A 16,699-nucleotide genomic window follows, 5' to 3' on the forward strand; every position below is an offset into this window, starting at 1 on the left:
TGAGCCTATCGAGCGACCCGTGCGGCTAGTGTCGATGTCGTGGTCTGGACGGGGAACGAACTCGAAGAGGTGGGCGACACCCTCGTCGGCGCGTTCCAGAATCCCGACATCCTCATCGGCATCCCGCTCGCGCTGCTCGGGGCCGTGTTCATGTCGTTCGGTGCGCAGTACCAGCACCGCGGCGTCGCCAAGGTGGAGCACCTCGCGGGCGCTGCAGGCACGCAGGGGCTGGGCTTGTCCCACCTCTCGCGCCTGCTCGCCCGCCCGTCGTGGGTGATCGGCACCGCGATGCTCGGGCTGGCCATCATCTGCCAACTGGCCGCCCTGTCGTTCGCACCGCTCATCGTCGTGCAGCCGCTCGGAGCGATTGCCCTGGTGATCACGACCCTCCTCAACGCGCGCATCAGCGGTCATCGTCCGACGCGACGTTCGCTCACGGCGATCGCCGCGTGCGTAGGGGGCATCTTCGTCTTCGTGACGGTGGCGGCCGCCTTCGCCACCGACATGCCCGTCTCCGACCAGCAGCTGATCACGATCCTCGTTCTGCTGGGCGTGGTCACGGTCGTGTTCGCGGGGCTGTGGGTCTGGCTGCGCGCACGCATGGGCGCGCTCTTCTACATCATGGCGGCGGGCATCATCTACGGGTTCGTTGCAACCCTCGCGAAGGTCGTCATCAGCCGGATCCAGGCCGGCGACTTCGAATGGCTCACCCTGACATGCGTCGCCGCGCTCATCGCGGGCGCCGTGGTCGGCGCGTACTTCGTTCAGAACGCGTACGCCTCGGGGCCGCCCGATCTCGTCATCGCCGGGCTCACGGTGGTCGATCCGATCGTCGCCATCCTCATCGGACTGTTCGTGCTCGGCGAGGCGTCGGGTGCGCCGCTGTGGGCCTACATCGCGTTCGGGGCGATGGGCGCGGTCGCCGTGTGGGGCGTCTTCCAGCTCGCCCGCCATCACCCGCAGATCGTGAGCGACAGCCAGGAGCTGCCGATTCAGAGGGGGAGCGGCGGAGCCGACATCGCCCACCCGAGCACCGGGTCGATCCGGGTCACCGAGGCCGTATCGAAGGTGTGGCCGGAACCACCCGTGCACGACAAGGCCGACGACGACGCCCGATGAGGGCGCGGCGGCGGTCCGGTCACCTTGTAGGCTCGATGAGCGGGGCGGTGGCCAAGCTGGTCAAGGCAGCGGGCTCATAACCCGACGATCGTGGGTTCAAGTCCCACCCGCCCTACTCGCGGGGCCGTCCGAAAGGACGGCCCCGCGTCACATCGCCTCGCCGATGTACGAGTACTTCACGAAGACCTCGGCGGCGATTCCCGCCTCTTCGAGCACACCCTGCACGGCGGTGAGCATGTAGCTGGAGTCCCAGCCCATGTACAGCCAGGTCTCGTCGTCGAGGCGGTCCCACTGGCCGTTCCACGCCTGGGCCGGGTACACCGGCCCGCCGCGGCGCGCACTGTAGGCGACGACATGTGTGCGCGAGTCCGCCCAGAGGCGCTTGAAGACGCGGTTGAAGAGGTACTTCACGTCGGGCACCTCCCAATGTTCGCCGCGATACTCCACGTACGACCATTCGCGCTGCCAGCCGCGGGGCCAGCCGCGGCGTCGCACCGCGTCGAGGATCGGCGTCAGGCCGTCGTCGTCGATCGCGGTGACCGCCGGCCGCGGCCACACCGCGACGAACCGCTCGGTGAGGGCCGCGGAGCGGGCGGCGATCGCGGCGGTGCTCCAGGTGTCCGCCGTCGCGATATCGCGGGTGAGCTCGATCCCGCTGCGCGCATACTCTTGGCACTTTCGCGCGAAGGAGGCGTCGAACGCCCGCATCGCGAGGTCCTCTTCGAGCAGCGCGAGGTTTCCCAGGGTCTTCGCGAGCGCGCGATGGCTGTTCTGCTCATCGTCGGAGTACTCGGCCCACGGCCGCACCCCGTCGCCCGACCAGTCGTCGCCCGGGGCGATCGGCACGACGTGGTCGACATCCAGCGCCCTGCCCGGCTGCACGCCGGCGAGGCGGCCGAGCACATAGTGCGGGTGGGGGAGCTCCGAGAACTTCAGGGCGACGCGCACGCGCTCGTCGGAGGGCGTCACCCGTGCGATGGCGTGCAGGAGGGCGTCGCGGCCGTCCTCTCGCGCACGGCACAAGCGGGCGACCAGTCGATCGCTCGCGATGCCGACGACGTCTCGACGCAGCAGGAGCGACTGGATCCGCTCGAGCGTGGCGATCAGGTCGTCGTGGGTGATCTCGCCGTCCTGCCAGGCGCGATACTCGCGCATGATGAGCGGATGCATCGCGGCACCGAAGGTGAGCAGGTGTGTGAACGCGGCGCGCACCTCGGGGTCGGGAGTGAGTGCGGGCTCGAGCAGGAGCCGGTAGACCGCCGCGTGTTCGCGCCACTGCGCGGCCTGGCGTCGCAGGTCGTCGAGTTCGAGGCGGGGGAACTCCTGCCGGAACGCGTCGTACACGCCGCGCGCGGCTGCCGCGGGCAGATCGCGGCCCGTCTTCATCACGAGGAACTGACGCCAGAACGTCGCGATCGCGTCGCCGGTGTTCTCCTCGATCGGGAGCCAGTACTCGGACTCGATCTCGCGCTGCTCGGCGTGCGAGAGCCCCATCAGCACGTAATTGTGGATGAGCTCGTGGTCGCGCAGAGGCTCGCCGGTCGAATTGAGGCTCTCGAAGATCTGCTGCGCGTTGGCGCCGGCGCCCAGGGTGATCGCGACGTGTTCGAGCTTCTGCAGCCCGCGCCAGATGCGCGGCGCCTCGTCCGCCGTGATCTGGCTGCGGAAGAACGCGTAGTTGTCGTCGAAGCGCGAGGCGCGCAGCTCCTCGCCCGGTCCGCGGCGGTCGAGCACGACGCTCTCGAAGACGTCGGCCCACGCGCGGTGAGGGCGCAGCTTCGTGCGACCGGGGTCGGCCGGCAGGTGCAGCACCCTCGAGAGCTCCGCAGCCAGCACCGGGTCGCTCTCGCGCACGGTGTGGTGGAGCGCGGCGGCGAGGAGCATCAGCGTGGTGATGCGCTGCTGTCCGTCGATCAGCACGAGCTCGCCGCCGCCATCGCCCGCACTCAGCGAAGACAGCACCGACCCGATGAAGTGCATGTGCCGGTCGTCGAGATCTGCGACGGCGCGGATGTCGGAGAGCAGCTGCTCGCACCCGCCGATGTCCCAGCGGTACTGGCGCTGGTAGACCGGCACGACGATCGTCCAGTCACCGGCGGACAGCCAGCCGATCGTGTTGACCGCGGTCGCGTCGACATTCGTGGCAGTGACCATCGCGGGAAATCGCCCTTCGGAGTGCGTCGTCGGCGTCGGGGGCGCCCGTCGGGGCACGCCCCGAAGAGTTTAGACGACGGGTTCGGGATGCCGCGGGCGGGGCTCCGGAGTGTCCACGGCGCCGCCCGGGGGAGCCCGGTGCGCCCCCGGGCTCACGCAGGGAGCCAGGGTAGGCTGGCCTCAGTCGGGCCTGTTAAAACGTGCTGGCCCGCTGACCGAAAGGCATGATCCGTCATGGGTTACATCAAGTCCGCTGCTCTGGAGGAGACCGGCTTCGTCGTGCTCGACTCCTACAACGAGCCCGTCGACCCGAAGGAGTGGCTCGACCTCGAGTACGTCGACTGGAAGTCCTCCGGCGACACCCGGTTCGCCCCGCTCGCCTCGGCGAAGGGCGAGATCGAGTGCAACGGTTTCTGGAACCACACGCCCCCGCGCACCGACAAGGACGGTGTCTGGATCGACTCGCAGACCGCGATCGCCCCGACGCTGACCGCTCGCGCCAAGGAGCCGGGCGCCAACGTCGGCCGGTGCCGCATCATCGAGCTGCAGCCGAACTCCTACGCCGACGCCCTCTACAACCTGCACCAGGACGACAACAACCGTCTGAACCCCGATGGCACGGGCTGGATCGTGCGTGGGTTCTTCAACCTCACCGACGACAAGGACACGTACTTCGTCCTGCGTGACAACCGCACCGACCCGAGCGTCGAGTACCGCGTCGCCCTGCCCGCCGGCGCGCAGCTGATCGTCGACACGCAGCGCCTGTGGCACGCCGTGCACCACACCGGCGACGAGCCGCGCTACTGCCTCATCACCTCGTGGGAGTCGGGTCCCGAGCTCGACGCCTACATGGAGAAGTACCACGCCAAGCCCACGACCGAGTACGTGGACGTCCCGCAGGACGTGCTCGAAGCCGGTCAGGCCGAGCAGGCGCGCCGCGACGCCGCGCGTGCCGCCTACTACGCAGCCAAGGGCAAGGCCGAGGTCCTCGCCATGAGCGAAGCCTGACCCAACGCGTCACCGCGGGGCCCTCGGATGCATGCATCCGGGGGCCTCACGCGTGAGAATCACAGGGTTGTGATTCCTGCGCTGACTGGGCCATAATGGCCGCACAACCGAATCATCGCCGGCTCTCGAGTTCAGGTCGTAGGGGAAGACGCACCTGACGAAACGGAGAGATCATGGCGACACAGATGGCGCGTGGGGTGATCTACATTCACTCCGCGCCGCGGGCGTTGTGCCCTCACCTCGAATGGGCGGTGGGGCGCGCGATCGGGCGTGCCGTCAATTTCGACTGGGCGGACCAGCCCGTGCTGTCGGGGAGCCGCCGGGCGGAGTTCTACTGGGACGGCCCGGCCGGCACCGGCGCTGCCCTCGCCACGGCGATCCGCGGGTGGGAGCACCTGCGCTTCGAGGTCACGGAGGATCCCACGCCACGCAGCGATGGCGGGCGCTGGATGCACACCCCCGGGCTCGGCATCCACTATGCCCAGACCGACACCGCGGGCAACGTCGTCATCGGGGAGGACCGCATCCGCTACGCGATGGAGGTCGCCGCAGGTGATCCGATGGAGCTGCACCACGAACTGCAGATCGCGCTCGGAGCGGCGTGGGATGAAGAGCTGGAGCCCTTCCGGCACGCGGGCGACGACGCCCCGGTCGTCTGGCTCCACAAGGTCGGCTGACCGGCCTTCGCAGACTCGGGCGGTGCAGGCGTGATTACCGAAGCTCGGCGCAGGTGTTCCCGGGCCGCGGGAAAGCGAATCGCCGCCTGACACGACAGACGCCCCGGATCAGCTCGATCCGGGGCGTCTTCGCGTGTCGGGTCAGACCGTGGCGAAGGCGGCGACGGCGTTGTGGCCGCCGAAACCGAACGAGTTGCTGATCGCCAGCTGCGGTCCCTCGCCCAGGGGCGTGGGGGCGCCGGAGATGCGGAACGGCACCTCGGGGTCCTGAGTCGAGATGTTGATCGTGGGCGGGGCCACGCGGTCGCGCAGCGCGAGCACCGTGAACACCGCCTCGAGCGCGCCGGTGCCGCCGAGGAGGTGACCCGTGGAGGCCTTCGTGGCCGAGACCGGGATGTCGTGGATGCGGTCGCCGAACACGGCTTTCAGCGCCTGGTACTCGTTCGGGTCGCCGACCGGCGTCGAGGTCGAGTGGGCGTTGATGTGCGTGACGTCGTCGGGCGAGGCATCCGCCATCTCGAGCGCCATCTCGACCGCGCGCGCGGCGCCCAGGCCCTCGGGGTCGTTCGCGGTGATGTGGTACGAGTCCGCGGTGACGCCGCCGCCGACGATGGCGGCGTAGATCTTCGCCCCGCGGGCGCGGGCGTGCTCCTCGGTCTCCAGGATGAGCACGGCGGCGCCCTCGCCCATGACGAAGCCGTCGCGGTCGATGCTGCAGGGTCGCGATGCCGTGGCGGGATCGTCGTTGCGCTTGGAGAGCGCCTGCATGGACGAGAACGCGGCGATCGTCACCGGGTGGATGACCGATTCGGTGCCGCCCGCGATCACGACATCGGCGAGGCCGGCGCGGATGTGCTCGACGGCGTTCACGAGCGACTCGGTGCTGGAAGCGCACGCGCTCGCGACCGTGCGCGCATACGCACGCGCGTTGAAGTGCAGCGACAGGTTGCCGGCCGCCGCGTTGGGCATGAGCATCGGCACCGTCATGGGCAGAACCCGGCGGGGCCCCTTCTCGCGCAGGGTGTCCCATCCGTCGAGGAGCGTCCAGAGGCCGCCGATCCCCGTCGCGAAGTCGACGCCGAGGCGCTCGGGGGCGATGTCGGGGCTGCCGGCGTCCGCCCAGGCCTCGAGTGCGGCGACCATCGCGAACTGCGACGACGGGTCGAGCCGCTTGGCGATCGGACGCTCGAGCACGGTGTCCGGCCGCACTTTGGCCTCCGCGGCGAACGTCACCGGAAGCTGATACTTCTCGACCCAGTCGTACTCGAGCGTGCGGGTGCCCGAGACGCCGTCGAGCAGTGCCTGCCAGCTCTCAGGCGCGGTTCCTCCGAGGGGGGAGGATGCGCCGATGCCGGTGACGACGATGCGGGGACTGCTCATGCTGTGTGCTCCTCGTGGGGACGTGCCGGTGGGGGCCGAAGCCCCCACCGGAAGGACGTCACGCCTGGTTCGACGTGATGTAGGTGACGGCGTCGCCGACGGTCTTGAGGTTCTTGACCTCGTCGTCGGGGATCGTGACGCCGAACTTCTCCTCCGCGTTGACGACGATCGTCATCATCGAGATCGAGTCGATGTCGAGGTCGTCGGTGAACGACTTCTCGAGGGCGACCTCATCGGCCGAGATGCCCGTCTCGTCGGTGATCAGCTCGGCGAGTCCGGCGAGGACCTCGTCGGTGGTGAATGCCATGGGTTTCTCCTGTTTTTCTTCGGGGAATCGCGGGCCCGGGCGGGCCGGGTCTCAGTCTAGGGTCGATCGATTCGCGCTCAGGGGAGCACGACCACCTGGGCGCCGAACACCAGTCCGGCGCCGAAGCCGATCTGCAGCGCCAGTCCGCCGCTGAGCTCGGGGTGCTCCTCGAGCAGGCGGTGCGTGGCGAGCGGGATGGATGCCGCGGAGGTGTTGCCGGTCGTCTCGATGTCGCGGCCGACCGCCACCGTCTCGGGCAGTCCGAGCTGCTTGGCGAACTCGTCGATGATGCGCATGTTCGCCTGGTGGGGCACGAACGCCGCCAGGTCGGAGGGCTGCACGCCGGCGGCTTCGAGGGCCTTGCGGGCGACCTTCACCATCTCCCAGACCGCCCATCGGAACACCGTCGGGCCTTCCTGACGCAGAGTCGGCCAGGGGGCGGTGCCATCGCGGAACGCGGTGAGGGTGTGGTTCATGCCCACGGCCTCGGCCTTCGATCCGTCGGAGCCCCACACCGTCGGGCCGATGCCGGGCGTATCGCTCGGGCCGACGACCGCCGCGCCCGCCCCGTCGCCGAGGAGGAACGATATGCTGCGATCGGCGGGGTCGACGATGTCGCTGAGCTTCTCGGTGCCGATCACGACGGCGTACCGGGCGCTTCCGGCGCGGATGAGGGCGTCGGCCTGCGCGATGCCGTACGCGAACCCGGCGCACGCGGCGTTGAGATCGTAGGCCGCGGCGGGGTTCGACCCCACGCGGTCGGCCACGATCGCCGACACCGACGGGGTCTGCTTCGGGTTGCTGATCGTGGCGACGATGACCGCGTCGATCTCGCTCGCCGGGATGCCCGATCGCTCGATCGCCTCCCGTGCCGCGTCGGTGGCGAGGTCGATGGCGTCGGTGTCGGCGACCGCCCGCGTGCGCGTGACGATGCCGGTGCGCTGGCGGATCCACTCGTCGCTCGAGTCGATCGGACCGATGAGGTCGTCGTTGGGCACCGCGATCTCGCCGCGCGCCGCCCCGTACGCGTAGATGCGCGTGTGGGCGGGCCCGGTGGGCTGGGTCAGGGTGATGGTCATGCGTCCTCCGGTCGGGCATCGGCGGGGCGGAGCATCGCGGCGGCTGCGCCGAGGTCGTCGGGTGTCTTGACGGCGACCGCGGGCACGCCCCGCAGTGCGCGCTTCGCGAGCCCGACGAGAGTTCCGGCCGGGCTCAGCTCCACGATGCCCGATACTCCGGCATCCGCGAAACCGGCCATGCACAGATCCCAGCGCACCGGCGAGGCGACCTGCGCCACGAGCGCGTCGACGAAGGCGCGGCCCTCTGCGACCCGCGATCCGTCGCGGTTCGTCCACAGCGCAACGGTCGGGTCGCTGATCGCGAGGTCCGCGGTCGCGCTGCGCAGCGTCTCGACCGCGGGAGCCATGTACGACGTGTGGAAGGCGCCGGCGACCTGAAGCGGGATCACCCGCGTGGCCGCAGGAGGCTCGGCGGCGAGGGCTGCCAGAGCATCCTTCGCGCCGGCGGCGACGATTTGGCCGCCGCCGTTGTAGTTTGCCGGGGTGAGCCCGAGCGCGCCCAGGCGCGCCACGACGGCGTCCTGGTCGCCGCCGATCACCGCGCTCATGCCGGTGTCGGCCGCGGCGGCGGCTTCGGCCATCGCGCGGCCGCGGATTCCCACGAGACGAAGCGCGTCCTCCTCGGTGATGACGCCGGCCGCCGCGGCGGCGGCGAGCTCGCCCACCGAGTGTCCGGCGACGCCTTCGATCGCGTCACGATCGGCCAGCGCCCGCCACGACAGCAGCGAGGCGGCGACGATGAGGGGCTGCGCCACCTGGGTGTCGCGGATGCGGTCCGCGTCCCACTCGGTGCCGGCGGCGACGAGGTCGACTCCCGACCACTCCGAGTAGTCGGCGAGCAACTCGGGAGCGCCGTCGACGGCGAGCCACGGGGCGAGGAATCCGGGCGACTGGGACCCCTGACCGGGGAAGACCGCGATGATCACCCATCCATCCTGTCAAGGATCAGGGCGGGGCCTCTGGCGATCCTGTCACAAGAATCGACGAGGCCTTTGTGCACGGCGCACAGTGCCCTGACGCTCAGGCGGACGTTCTGCGCGCCGACGGGGCGCGCCGCCGCGCGGCATCCGTCCCGATCGAGCCGAGGATGAGCGCGGTCTGCAGGATCAGCGCCTCACGGGGACCGGTCGCATCCCAGCCGATCACCTCGGAGACGCGCTTGAGCCGGTAGCGCACCGTGTTCGGGTGCACGAACAGCTCGCGCGCCGTCGCCTCCAGCGACCGCCCGTTGTCGAGATAGCTCCACAGCGTGGCGACGAGGTCGGCGCTGTGCGCGCTCAGGGGGCGATAGATGCGCTCGACCAGGGTGCTCTTGGCCAGGGGATCGCCGGCGAGTGCGCGCTCGGGCAGCAGGTCGTCCGCTTCGACCGGACGCGGGGCGTCCCGCCACGCGCGCGCGACCGCGAACCCGGCCAGCGCGGCACGTGCGCTCTGGCCTGCCTCCACGAGGGCAGGCACGGCCGGGCCGAGCACGAGATGCCCCGCGCCGAAGCCGGGCTCCAGTCGCCGCGCGATCTCGGTGAACGGCAGGTCCGCCGGCACATCGTCGGCGCGACCCGGCGCGTCGGCCCGGCCGACCACGATCACCAGTCGCGACCCCTGTACGCCGATGAGCACATCGGCACCGAGCTTTCGCGCCGTGCGGCGCAGCTGATCGACGTCGAAGTGCGGGGGAGTGGTGCCCACGAGCACCGACACCTCGCCGTGGCCGTGCCAGCCGAGGGCGGCGATGCGGCTGGGCAGCTCCTCGTCGGCTTCCCCGGTGAGGATCGAATCCACCACGAGCGCCTCGAGCCGGGCATCCCACAGTCCTCGCGCCTCGGCGGCGCGTGCGTAGACGTCCGCAGCGGCGAACGCGACCTCGCGCGAGTAGAGGAGGATCCCCTCCCGCAGGTGCTCGCCCTTGCCCGCCACGCGCTCCTCGGTCACCTCGACGGTGACGCGGATCAGCTGGAGCGTCTGGGTGAGGCTCACGCTGCGCAGGAGCTCACGCGGCGCCGCGGCGAAGATGTCCGCGGCGATCCAGGGTGTCGACGTCGGATCGTCGTACCACTGGATGAAGGAGCTGATGCCCGCCTGGGCGACCAGCCCCACCGCCGAGCGACGGGCCGGCGGCATCTCGGCGTACCACGGCAGCGAATCCTCGAGCCGCTTGATGGTCGCCGTCGCGAGGTCGCCCGAGATGCGGCGCAGCCACGCCAGCGTCTCGGCCTTGTCCATCGCGGCCGCCGTGCCCGTCACGCGGCTCAGCTCTCGCCGCCGGCGTTCCCGCTCGTGCCCGCGGTCACGTCGTGGAGGCGGTACCGCTCGATGGCCTGTGCGGACAGCGACGGGTCGACCACGCCGTCGGCGGCGAGCGCCTGGAGCGTGCGCACGACCACCGAGGGGCCGTCGATCTTGAAGAAGCGACGAGCGGCTGCGCGGGTGTCGGAGAATCCGAAGCCGTCGGCGCCGAGGGTGACGAAGCGGTTCGGCACCCACGGGCGGATCTGGTCCTGCACCGCGTGCATGTAGTCGCTCACCGCCACCACCGGCCCCGAGGCGTCCTTCAGCTTGTCGGCGAGGTACGCGGTGCGCGGCTCCTGCTGGGGGTGCAGGAAGTTGTGCTCGTCGGCGGCGAGGCCGTCGCGGCGCAGCTCCGACCACGAGGTGACCGACCAGACATCGGCCTGCACGCCCCAGTCGTCGCGCAGCAGCTGCTGGGCTTCGAGAGCCCACGGCACGCCCACGCCCGACGCGAGGATCTGGGCCCGCGGGCCCTCGCCCTCGGGCGCCGAGATGCGGTGGATGCCGCGCACGATGCCCTCGACATCGACGCCTTCGGGCTCGGCCGGCTGCACGAGCGGCTCGTTGTAGACCGTCATGTAGTACATGACGTTCGGGTCGGGGTGGTGGCCGCCGTACATGCGCTCGATGCCCGCGCGCACGATGTGGGCGATCTCGTACCCGTACGCGGGGTCGTACGACACCGTGGCCGGGTTCGTCGACGCCAGCAGCGGCGAGTGGCCGTCGGCGTGCTGGAGGCCCTCACCGGTGAGCGTGGTGCGTCCGGCGGTGGCGCCGATGATGAAGCCGCGCGCCATCTGGTCGCCCGCTGCCCACTGGGCGTCGCCGGTGCGCTGGAATCCGAACATCGAGTAGAAGATGTAGACCGGGATCAGCGGTTCGCCGTGCGTCGAATACGAGGTGCCGGTCGCCGTGAAGGCGGCGAGAGCGCCGGCCTCGTTGATGCCGACGTGCATGATCTGGCCCTGCGGGCTCTCCTTGTAGGCCAGAAGCAGCTCGCGGTCCACCGACGTGTAGTTCTGCCCGTGCGGGTTGTAGATCTTCGCGGTGGGGAAGTACGCGTCCATGCCGAACGTGCGCGCCTCGTCGGGGATGATCGGCACGATCCGGTGGCCGAAGTCCTTGGCGCGCAGCAGGTCCTTGAGCAGGCGCACGAAGGCCATGGTCGTGGCGATCTCCTGCGTGCCCGACCCCTTCTTCGGAAGGGCGTAGGCGGCGTCGCCGGGAAGCTCCAGACCGACGTGGTGGGTGCGGCGCTCGGGGAGGAAGCCGCCGAGGGTGCGACGGCGCTCGAGCATGTACTGGATGGTCTCGTCCTGCGGACCCGGGTTGAAGTACGGGGGCAGGTACGGGTTCTCCTCGAGCTGCGCGTCCGTGATGGGGATGCGCATCGAGTCGCGGAAGTGCTTGAGGTCCTCCAGCGTCATCTTCTTCATCTGGTGCGTCGCGTTGCGCCCCTCGAAGTGATGACCCAGGCCGTACCCCTTGATGGTCTTGGCGAGGATGACCGTGGGCTGGCCCTTGTGCTCGACCGCCGACTTGTAGGCGGCGTAGACCTTGCGGTAGTCCAGGCCGCCGCGGCGCAGCTTGCCCCAGATGTCGTCGTCGGACCAGTTCTCGACCAGGGCCGCCGTGCGCTCATCGCGGCCGAAGAAGTGCTCGCGGATGAAGCCGCCGTCCTCGGCGCGATAGGTCTGGAAGTCGCCGTCGGGGGTCGTGTTCATGAGTCGGACCAGCGCGCCGTCGGCATCCTGCGACAGCAGCTCATCCCACCCGGAGCCCCACACGACCTTGATCACGTTCCAGCCCGCACCGCGGAAGAAGCTCTCCAGCTCCTGGATGATCTTGCCGTTGCCGCGCACCGGGCCGTCGAGGCGCTGCAGGTTGCAGTTGACCACGAAGGTGAGGTTGTCCAGGCCCTCGTTCGCGGCGACCTGGAGCTGACCGCGGCTTTCGACCTCGTCCATCTCGCCATCGCCCAGGAAGGCCCACACGCGCGAACCGGAGAGGTCCTTGATGCCGCGGTTGGTCAGGTACTTGTTGGTCATCGCCTGATAGATGGCGTTGATCGGGCCGAGGCCCATCGAGACCGTCGGGAACTGCCAGTACTCCGGCATGAGCCGGGGGTGCGGGTACGATGAGAGGGCGTGGGGGGCCTTCGACTTCTCCTGGCGGAACCCGTCGAGCTGCGTCTCGTCGAGGCGGCCCTCGAGGAACGAGCGGGCGTAGATTCCCGGCGAGGCGTGGCCCTGGATGAAGATCTGGTCGCCGCCGGTCGGATCGTCGAGACCCTTGAAGAAGTGGTTGAAGCCCACTTCGTACAGGGAGGCCGACGACGCGTACGTCGAGATGTGGCCGCCGACGCCGATCCCGGGGCGCTGCGCGCGGTGGACCGTGAGCGCGGCGTTCCAGCGGATCCAGCGGCGGTAGCGCCGCTCCAGCTCCTCGTCGCCGGGGAAGTCGGGCTCGTTCTCCGGCGAGATGGTGTTGATGTAGTCGGTGGTGGGAACCTGCGGGACGTTCAGCTGCAGCTCGTGGGAGGTCTGCAGCATGCTGAGCATGATCTCCCGGCCGCGGCCGCGTCCCTTCGCCTGGACCAGCTGCTGGAGCGACTCCTGCCACTCCGCGGTCTCGTCGGGATCGCTGTCGAGCGGCTCCTGGGAGTACGGGTCCTGATCGTTGACAGTCACGGAAGACCTTTCGTCGTCTGGCAGATCGTGCCAGGGAATCGCAACAGGAGCGGGCCGCCTTTGTTCGACGGGCACAACGCACCGTGCATCAGCCTAGCGAGTCGCCGGAGTGTTCGAGGTCGCACCCCGTCGTGCTCGTAGACTGGCAGGCGAGGGCCTTTAGCTCAGCTGGTAGAGCGCCACGTTTACACCGTGGATGTCGTCGGTTCGATCCCGGCAGGGCCCACCGCCTCCGCCGGCGACGCCGCGATAGGTTTGTCACGTGAACGCCCTCCCCGCAGACCAGCGCCGCCTTCTGGACGTCGCCGACCTCGACGCCCGCATCCGCCAGGCCGAGCACGCCCGCAGCAATCCACCGCAGGCCGGCCGCGTGCAGGAGCTGCTCGCGCAGCGACAGACGCAGTCGCAGGAGCTCACCGTGCGCCTGGGCACGCGCGACGATCTGCGCACCGAGCTGTCGCGCATCGAGTCCGATGTCGCCGTGGTCGATGCGCGCAGCGCCCGCGACTCCCAGCGCCTGGCCGCATCGAGCAACCTCAAGGAGGTGCAGGGGCTGGAGAGCGAGCTGGCCGCCCTCGCACGGCGCAAGAGCGATCTCGAGGACGGAGAGCTGGTGGTCATGGAGCAGCTCGAGGCGGCCGAGGCGGCCGTCGCGAGCCAGGAGGAGCTGATCGCGGCGACCAATGCCGAGGGCGCTGAGCTCAGCGCGGCCGGGAAGCGCGCCGTCGCCGAAGCCACCGCGGCCATCGAGACGGCGCAGCGAGACCGCGAGGCGGTGGCCGCCGAGGTCCCCGCCGACCTGCTCGCGATGTACACCCGGCTCGCATCCCGCAGCGCCGGCGCGGCGATGCTGCGTCGACGCACGTGCGAGGGATGCAACATCGTTCTGTCCGGGACGGACCTGGGCGCCATCCGCCAAGCCCAGACCGACGAGGTCGTGACATGCCCCGAATGCGGCTGCATTCTCGTGCGCACCGAGGAATCCGGTCTCTGAGGGATCCGCGCCGCGACGGCGGCGCGGCCGGACGGCGACGGCGCAGGGGTGAGCGGGGGCGCTGAGACGCGCTGGATCGTCGTCGGCCGCGAGGGCGCGGCTTTCGTCGCGGTCCGGCTGCGCGCCGACCGCTCGGAGATCGCCCGCACCTCGATCGAGCCGTCGGCGTGGGGGCGGTGGGTCGCCGCCCGCGAAGCTGCCGATGCCCCCCGATGGGTCTGGCACGACACGTCGGTGCGTTACGCGGAGTTGCTCGCGGAGGGCGTGCGGGTGGGGCGTTGCCACGATCTGCGCCTGGCGCACGCGATCCTGCGACACGCCGCGGCCGTGCCGGACGACACCCACGTGCGAGGCGATGCGCGATGGGATGCCGCGCCCGGCCCCGCCGAGTCGGCGGCCGCGCCGGCGCTGTTCGACCTCGACGACGAGCGCCTCCGGGCCGAGGGCGCTCCGCCCTCGATCGCGGACGCGCTCGCGGAGTTCGCGGCACAGCACGAGGCGCTGGCGCGAGCGGCCTCGGGTCGGCTGGAGCTGCTCGTCGCCGCCGAGTCGGCGGGTGCGCTCGTCGCAGCGGAGATGCGCACGGCGGGCCTGCCGTGGGACGCCTCCGCGCACGAGCGGATCCTGGCCGAGGTGCTCGGCGAACGCGTACCCGGCGCGCTGCCGCGCCATCTCGAGGCGGCGGCCCGGCGGGTCAGGGAGGCCCTCGGCGATCCGTCGCTCAGCCTGGATTCGCCGGCCAAGCTCCTGCGGGGGCTGCGGCGCGCCGGGATCCTGGTCGAATCGACGAGCAGATGGGAGCTCGCCTCCCAGCGGCATCCGGCCATCGAACCGCTGCTGGAGTACAAGAAGCTCGCGCGCCTGCAGTCCGCCAATGGGTGGACGTGGCTGCGGGAGTGGGTGGTCGACGGGCGCTTCCGCCCCGTCTACATCCCGGGCGGCGTGGTCACGGGGCGGTGGGCGTCCGCCGGCGGGGGAGCGCTGCAGCTGCCGCGCCAGCTGCGCGCGGCAGTGCGGGCAGACCCCGGCTGGACGCTGGTGGTCGCCGACGTCGCGCAGCTCGAGCCGCGGGTGCTCGCGGCGATGTCGCGCGACCTCGCGCTGGCCGAGGCCGCACGCGGGCGGGATCTGTACGAGGGCATCGTCGCCTCGGGCGCGGTGGCCACGCGTGCGGACGCGAAGCTCGCGCTCCTGGGCGCGATGTACGGCGCGACCACCGGGGAGTCCGGGCGTCTCCTGCCGCGCCTGCGCCGCACGTACCCCCGTGCGATGGGGCTCGTCGACGCGGCGGCGCGCGATGGCGAGGACGGGGCGCTCGTGTCGACCTGGCTCGGCCGCACCTCCCCGGCGCCCACGCCCGACTGGCAGCGCCTGCAGGCGCGGGCCACGGAGCTGGAGGCCACATCCGCCGAGCAGTCCCGCGCGCGGTCCTGGGCGCGCGAGAGAGGGCGCTTCACGCGAAACTTCGTCGTGCAGGGCACTGCGGCGGAGTGGGCGCTGGCGTGGCTGGCCGACCTGCGCGGTCGTCTCGCCACCTTCGAGCAGGTGGATGCCGCGGCCGGCGCGCCGCGCTCGGGTGCGCTCTTCTCCCGGCGCGCCCACATCGCGTTCTTCCTGCACGACGAGGTCATCGTTCACGCCCCGGCCGCACAGGCCGAGCGCGCCGCCGAGGCGCTGCGGCAATCGGCGCAGGCGGCGGGGGAGCTGCTGTTCGGCTCCTTCCCGGTCGACTTCCGCCTCGACGTGCGCATCGGGCAGACCGCGGCCAAGGACTGACGCACACGAGCTCCCCGGGTGGGCGGACTAGAATCGACGCGCGAATGGGTCGGCTGGACGGTCGCGTCGCGGGCGGTTCGCCGCCGCGCGCCGAGGAACGTCCGGGCTCCACAGGGCAGGGCGGTGGGTAACACCCACCCGGAGCGATCCGCGAGACAGTGCCACAGAGAGCAGACCGCCTCGGCACCCGCCGAGGTAAGGGTGAAAGGGCGGTGTAAGAGACCACCGGGGTCGTGGTGACACGACCCGCACGGCAAACCTCGCCCGGAGCAAGGCCAGACAGGGGATGACGACGCGGCCCGCCGAGTCCCCGGGTAGGCCGCTGGAGCGGCACGGCAACGTGTCGCCGAGAGAGATGACCGTCCACGGGGCGCGAGCCCCCGGACAGAACCCGGCGTACAGGCCGGCCCATTCGCCTCAGCCGCGCGAGCCCCTCACCCGAGGGAGAGCGCGGCGGCGCCGATGATGCCCGCGTTGTTGCGATGCACGGCGGGCACGATCGGGGTCTTCAGATCCAACAGCGGCAGGAACTTCGCCGCGTGCTTGGACACCCCGCCGCCGACGATCAGCAGGTCGGGGCTGAAGAGGAACTCGATGTAGCTGTAGTACCACTGCAGGCGCTCGGCCCATTCCTCCCAGCCGAGGTCGTGGCGCTCCATGGCCGAGTAGGCGGCGTACGCCTCGGCATCCTTCCCATGCTTGGCCCGCTGCACGTGCCCGAGCTCGGAATTCGGGATCAGGACGCCCTCGTACAGCAGGGCCGAACCGATGCCGGTGCCGAGTGTGGTGAGGATCGTGAGGCCCCCCTGACCCTTCGCCGCGCCGTACCGGAGTTCGGCCACGCCTGCCACATCGGCGTCGTTGGCGAAGTGGATGTCGCGACCGAGGCCCTTTTCGAAGAACTTCTCCGCCTCGAAGTCGATCCATTTGTCCGAGACGTTGGCCGCCGACAGCGTGCGGCCGTGCTTGACGATCGCGGGAAAGGCCACGCCCAGCGGCATCGCGGAATCCGCCACGCCGAGTGTGGTGAGCACCTCGGTGACGGCGACGAGCACGTCCTTGGGCTGCGCCCCGGCGGGGGTGGCCACCTTCACCCGGTCGCTGACGAGCTCGCCCCTGTCGAGGTCGACGATGCCCGCCTTGATGCCGGTTCCCCCGATGTCCACGCCCACGGCGCGCGTCGCGTCAGCTGCCATGCGCTCAGCCTATCCAGCGGCGCGGCGACGGTC

13 protein-coding genes, 2 tRNA genes and 1 other RNA gene are annotated in these 16,699 nt (G+C 70.7%); 8 read left to right on the forward strand and 8 right to left on the reverse strand.

The window, feature by feature from the left end; translation table 11 throughout:
• Nucleotides 1–39 precede the first annotated feature (39 nt).
• Together HQM25_RS08600 and HQM25_RS08605 are read left to right on the forward strand one after the other, a co-directional pair.
• The gene (locus tag HQM25_RS08600; RefSeq protein ID WP_172989862.1) at nucleotides 40–1,119 is read left to right on the forward strand and encodes a DMT family transporter; all 1,080 of its coding nucleotides are present in this window, start codon (nucleotides 40–42) and stop codon (nucleotides 1,117–1,119) included.
• Nucleotides 1,120–1,160: 41 nt separating this feature from the next.
• Nucleotides 1,161–1,234, forward strand: a tRNA-Ile gene (locus tag HQM25_RS08605).
• A 32-nt stretch (nucleotides 1,235–1,266) separates the two neighbouring features.
• Here the strand turns inward: HQM25_RS08605 and HQM25_RS08610 are convergent.
• Complete coding sequence (locus HQM25_RS08610; RefSeq protein WP_172989863.1) at nucleotides 1,267–3,273, reverse strand: DUF262 domain-containing protein; 2,007 nt, start codon at nucleotides 3,271–3,273, stop codon at nucleotides 1,267–1,269.
• A gap of 234 nt (nucleotides 3,274–3,507) precedes the next feature.
• Here HQM25_RS08610 and HQM25_RS08615 point away from each other — a divergent pair, with 234 nt between their 5' ends.
• Together HQM25_RS08615 and HQM25_RS08620 are read left to right on the forward strand one after the other, a co-directional pair.
• The gene (locus HQM25_RS08615) at nucleotides 3,508–4,281 is read left to right on the forward strand and encodes a hypothetical protein (RefSeq protein ID WP_172989864.1); all 774 of its coding nucleotides are present in this window, start codon (nucleotides 3,508–3,510) and stop codon (nucleotides 4,279–4,281) included.
• 173 nt (nucleotides 4,282–4,454) lie between these two features.
• Nucleotides 4,455–4,958 (forward strand): DUF3145 domain-containing protein, encoded by a 504-nt coding sequence (locus tag HQM25_RS08620; RefSeq protein ID WP_172989865.1) that lies wholly within the window; start codon nucleotides 4,455–4,457, stop codon nucleotides 4,956–4,958.
• Between the two features lie 141 nt (nucleotides 4,959–5,099).
• On the opposite strand, the gene HQM25_RS08625 is transcribed toward HQM25_RS08620, so the two are convergent.
• The 6 genes from HQM25_RS08625 to aceE all read right to left on the reverse strand — a co-directional run bounded on the left by HQM25_RS08625 (nucleotide 5,100) and on the right by aceE (nucleotide 12,700).
• On the reverse strand, nucleotides 5,100–6,338 hold the full coding sequence (locus HQM25_RS08625) for a beta-ketoacyl-[acyl-carrier-protein] synthase family protein (RefSeq protein ID WP_172989866.1): 1,239 nt from the start codon (nucleotides 6,336–6,338) through the stop codon (nucleotides 5,100–5,102).
• Between the two features lie 58 nt (nucleotides 6,339–6,396).
• Nucleotides 6,397–6,645, reverse strand: a complete 249-nt coding sequence (locus HQM25_RS08630) for an acyl carrier protein (RefSeq protein ID WP_019182110.1) — start codon at nucleotides 6,643–6,645, stop codon at nucleotides 6,397–6,399.
• Between the two features lie 77 nt (nucleotides 6,646–6,722).
• Nucleotides 6,723–7,724, reverse strand: a complete 1,002-nt coding sequence (locus HQM25_RS08635; protein WP_172989867.1) for a beta-ketoacyl-ACP synthase III — start codon at nucleotides 7,722–7,724, stop codon at nucleotides 6,723–6,725.
• Nucleotides 7,721–8,650, reverse strand: a complete 930-nt coding sequence (locus tag HQM25_RS08640; protein ID WP_172989868.1) for an ACP S-malonyltransferase — start codon at nucleotides 8,648–8,650, stop codon at nucleotides 7,721–7,723. The genes HQM25_RS08635 and HQM25_RS08640 overlap by 4 nt, the downstream gene beginning before the upstream one ends.
• A 94-nt stretch (nucleotides 8,651–8,744) precedes the next feature.
• Nucleotides 8,745–9,944: a PucR family transcriptional regulator gene (locus HQM25_RS08645; RefSeq protein WP_172991584.1), complete on the reverse strand. Its 1,200-nt coding sequence runs from the start codon at nucleotides 9,942–9,944 to the stop codon at nucleotides 8,745–8,747.
• Between the two features lie 26 nt (nucleotides 9,945–9,970).
• A complete protein-coding gene (gene aceE / locus HQM25_RS08650) occupies nucleotides 9,971–12,700 on the reverse strand; it encodes a pyruvate dehydrogenase (acetyl-transferring), homodimeric type (RefSeq protein WP_172989869.1) in 2,730 nt (909 codons plus the stop codon).
• A gap of 153 nt (nucleotides 12,701–12,853) precedes the next feature.
• Here aceE and HQM25_RS08655 point away from each other — a divergent pair.
• The 4 genes from HQM25_RS08655 to rnpB all read left to right on the forward strand — a co-directional run bounded on the left by HQM25_RS08655 (nucleotide 12,854) and on the right by rnpB (nucleotide 15,885).
• Nucleotides 12,854–12,926, forward strand: a tRNA-Val gene (locus HQM25_RS08655).
• Between the two features lie 36 nt (nucleotides 12,927–12,962).
• Nucleotides 12,963–13,694: a zinc ribbon domain-containing protein gene (locus tag HQM25_RS08660; RefSeq protein ID WP_172989870.1), complete on the forward strand. Its 732-nt coding sequence runs from the start codon at nucleotides 12,963–12,965 to the stop codon at nucleotides 13,692–13,694.
• Nucleotides 13,695–13,742: 48 nt separating this feature from the next.
• Nucleotides 13,743–15,470: a bifunctional 3'-5' exonuclease/DNA polymerase gene (locus HQM25_RS08665; RefSeq protein WP_254359632.1), complete on the forward strand. Its 1,728-nt coding sequence runs from the start codon at nucleotides 13,743–13,745 to the stop codon at nucleotides 15,468–15,470.
• A 45-nt stretch (nucleotides 15,471–15,515) separates the two neighbouring features.
• Nucleotides 15,516–15,885: RNase P RNA component class A (gene rnpB, locus HQM25_RS08670), an RNA gene on the forward strand.
• A gap of 19 nt (nucleotides 15,886–15,904) precedes the next feature.
• Here the strand turns inward: rnpB and ppgK are convergent.
• Nucleotides 15,905–16,666 carry a polyphosphate--glucose phosphotransferase gene (gene ppgK, locus HQM25_RS08675; protein WP_172989871.1) on the reverse strand — a complete coding sequence of 254 codons (762 nt, stop codon included), beginning with the start codon at nucleotides 16,664–16,666 and terminating at the stop codon, nucleotides 15,905–15,907.
• Nucleotides 16,667–16,699: the final 33 nt, after the last annotated feature.

It is taken from the genome of Microbacterium hominis (genome assembly GCF_013282805.1).
Lineage (GTDB): Bacteria > Actinomycetota > Actinomycetes > Actinomycetales > Microbacteriaceae > Microbacterium > Microbacterium hominis_B.

Bases quoted from the DNA above. Each gene is read 5' to 3' on its own strand.
- HQM25_RS08610 (WP_172989863.1), bottom strand. From the start codon at position 3,273: ATGGTCACTGCCACGAATGTCGACGCGACCGCGGTCAACACGATCGGC.
- HQM25_RS08615 (WP_172989864.1), top strand. From the start codon at position 3,508: ATGGGTTACATCAAGTCCGCTGCTCTGGAGGAGACCGGCTTCGTCGTG.
- HQM25_RS08620 (WP_172989865.1), top strand. From the start codon at position 4,455: ATGGCGACACAGATGGCGCGTGGGGTGATCTACATTCACTCCGCGCCG.
- HQM25_RS08625 (WP_172989866.1), bottom strand. From the start codon at position 6,338: ATGAGCAGTCCCCGCATCGTCGTCACCGGCATCGGCGCATCCTCCCCC.
- HQM25_RS08630 (WP_019182110.1), bottom strand. From the start codon at position 6,645: ATGGCATTCACCACCGACGAGGTCCTCGCCGGACTCGCCGAGCTGATC.
- HQM25_RS08635 (WP_172989867.1), bottom strand. From the start codon at position 7,724: ATGACCATCACCCTGACCCAGCCCACCGGGCCCGCCCACACGCGCATC.
- HQM25_RS08645 (WP_172991584.1), bottom strand. From the start codon at position 9,944: ATGGACAAGGCCGAGACGCTGGCGTGGCTGCGCCGCATCTCGGGCGAC.
- ppgK (WP_172989871.1), bottom strand. From the start codon at position 16,666: ATGGCAGCTGACGCGACGCGCGCCGTGGGCGTGGACATCGGGGGAACC.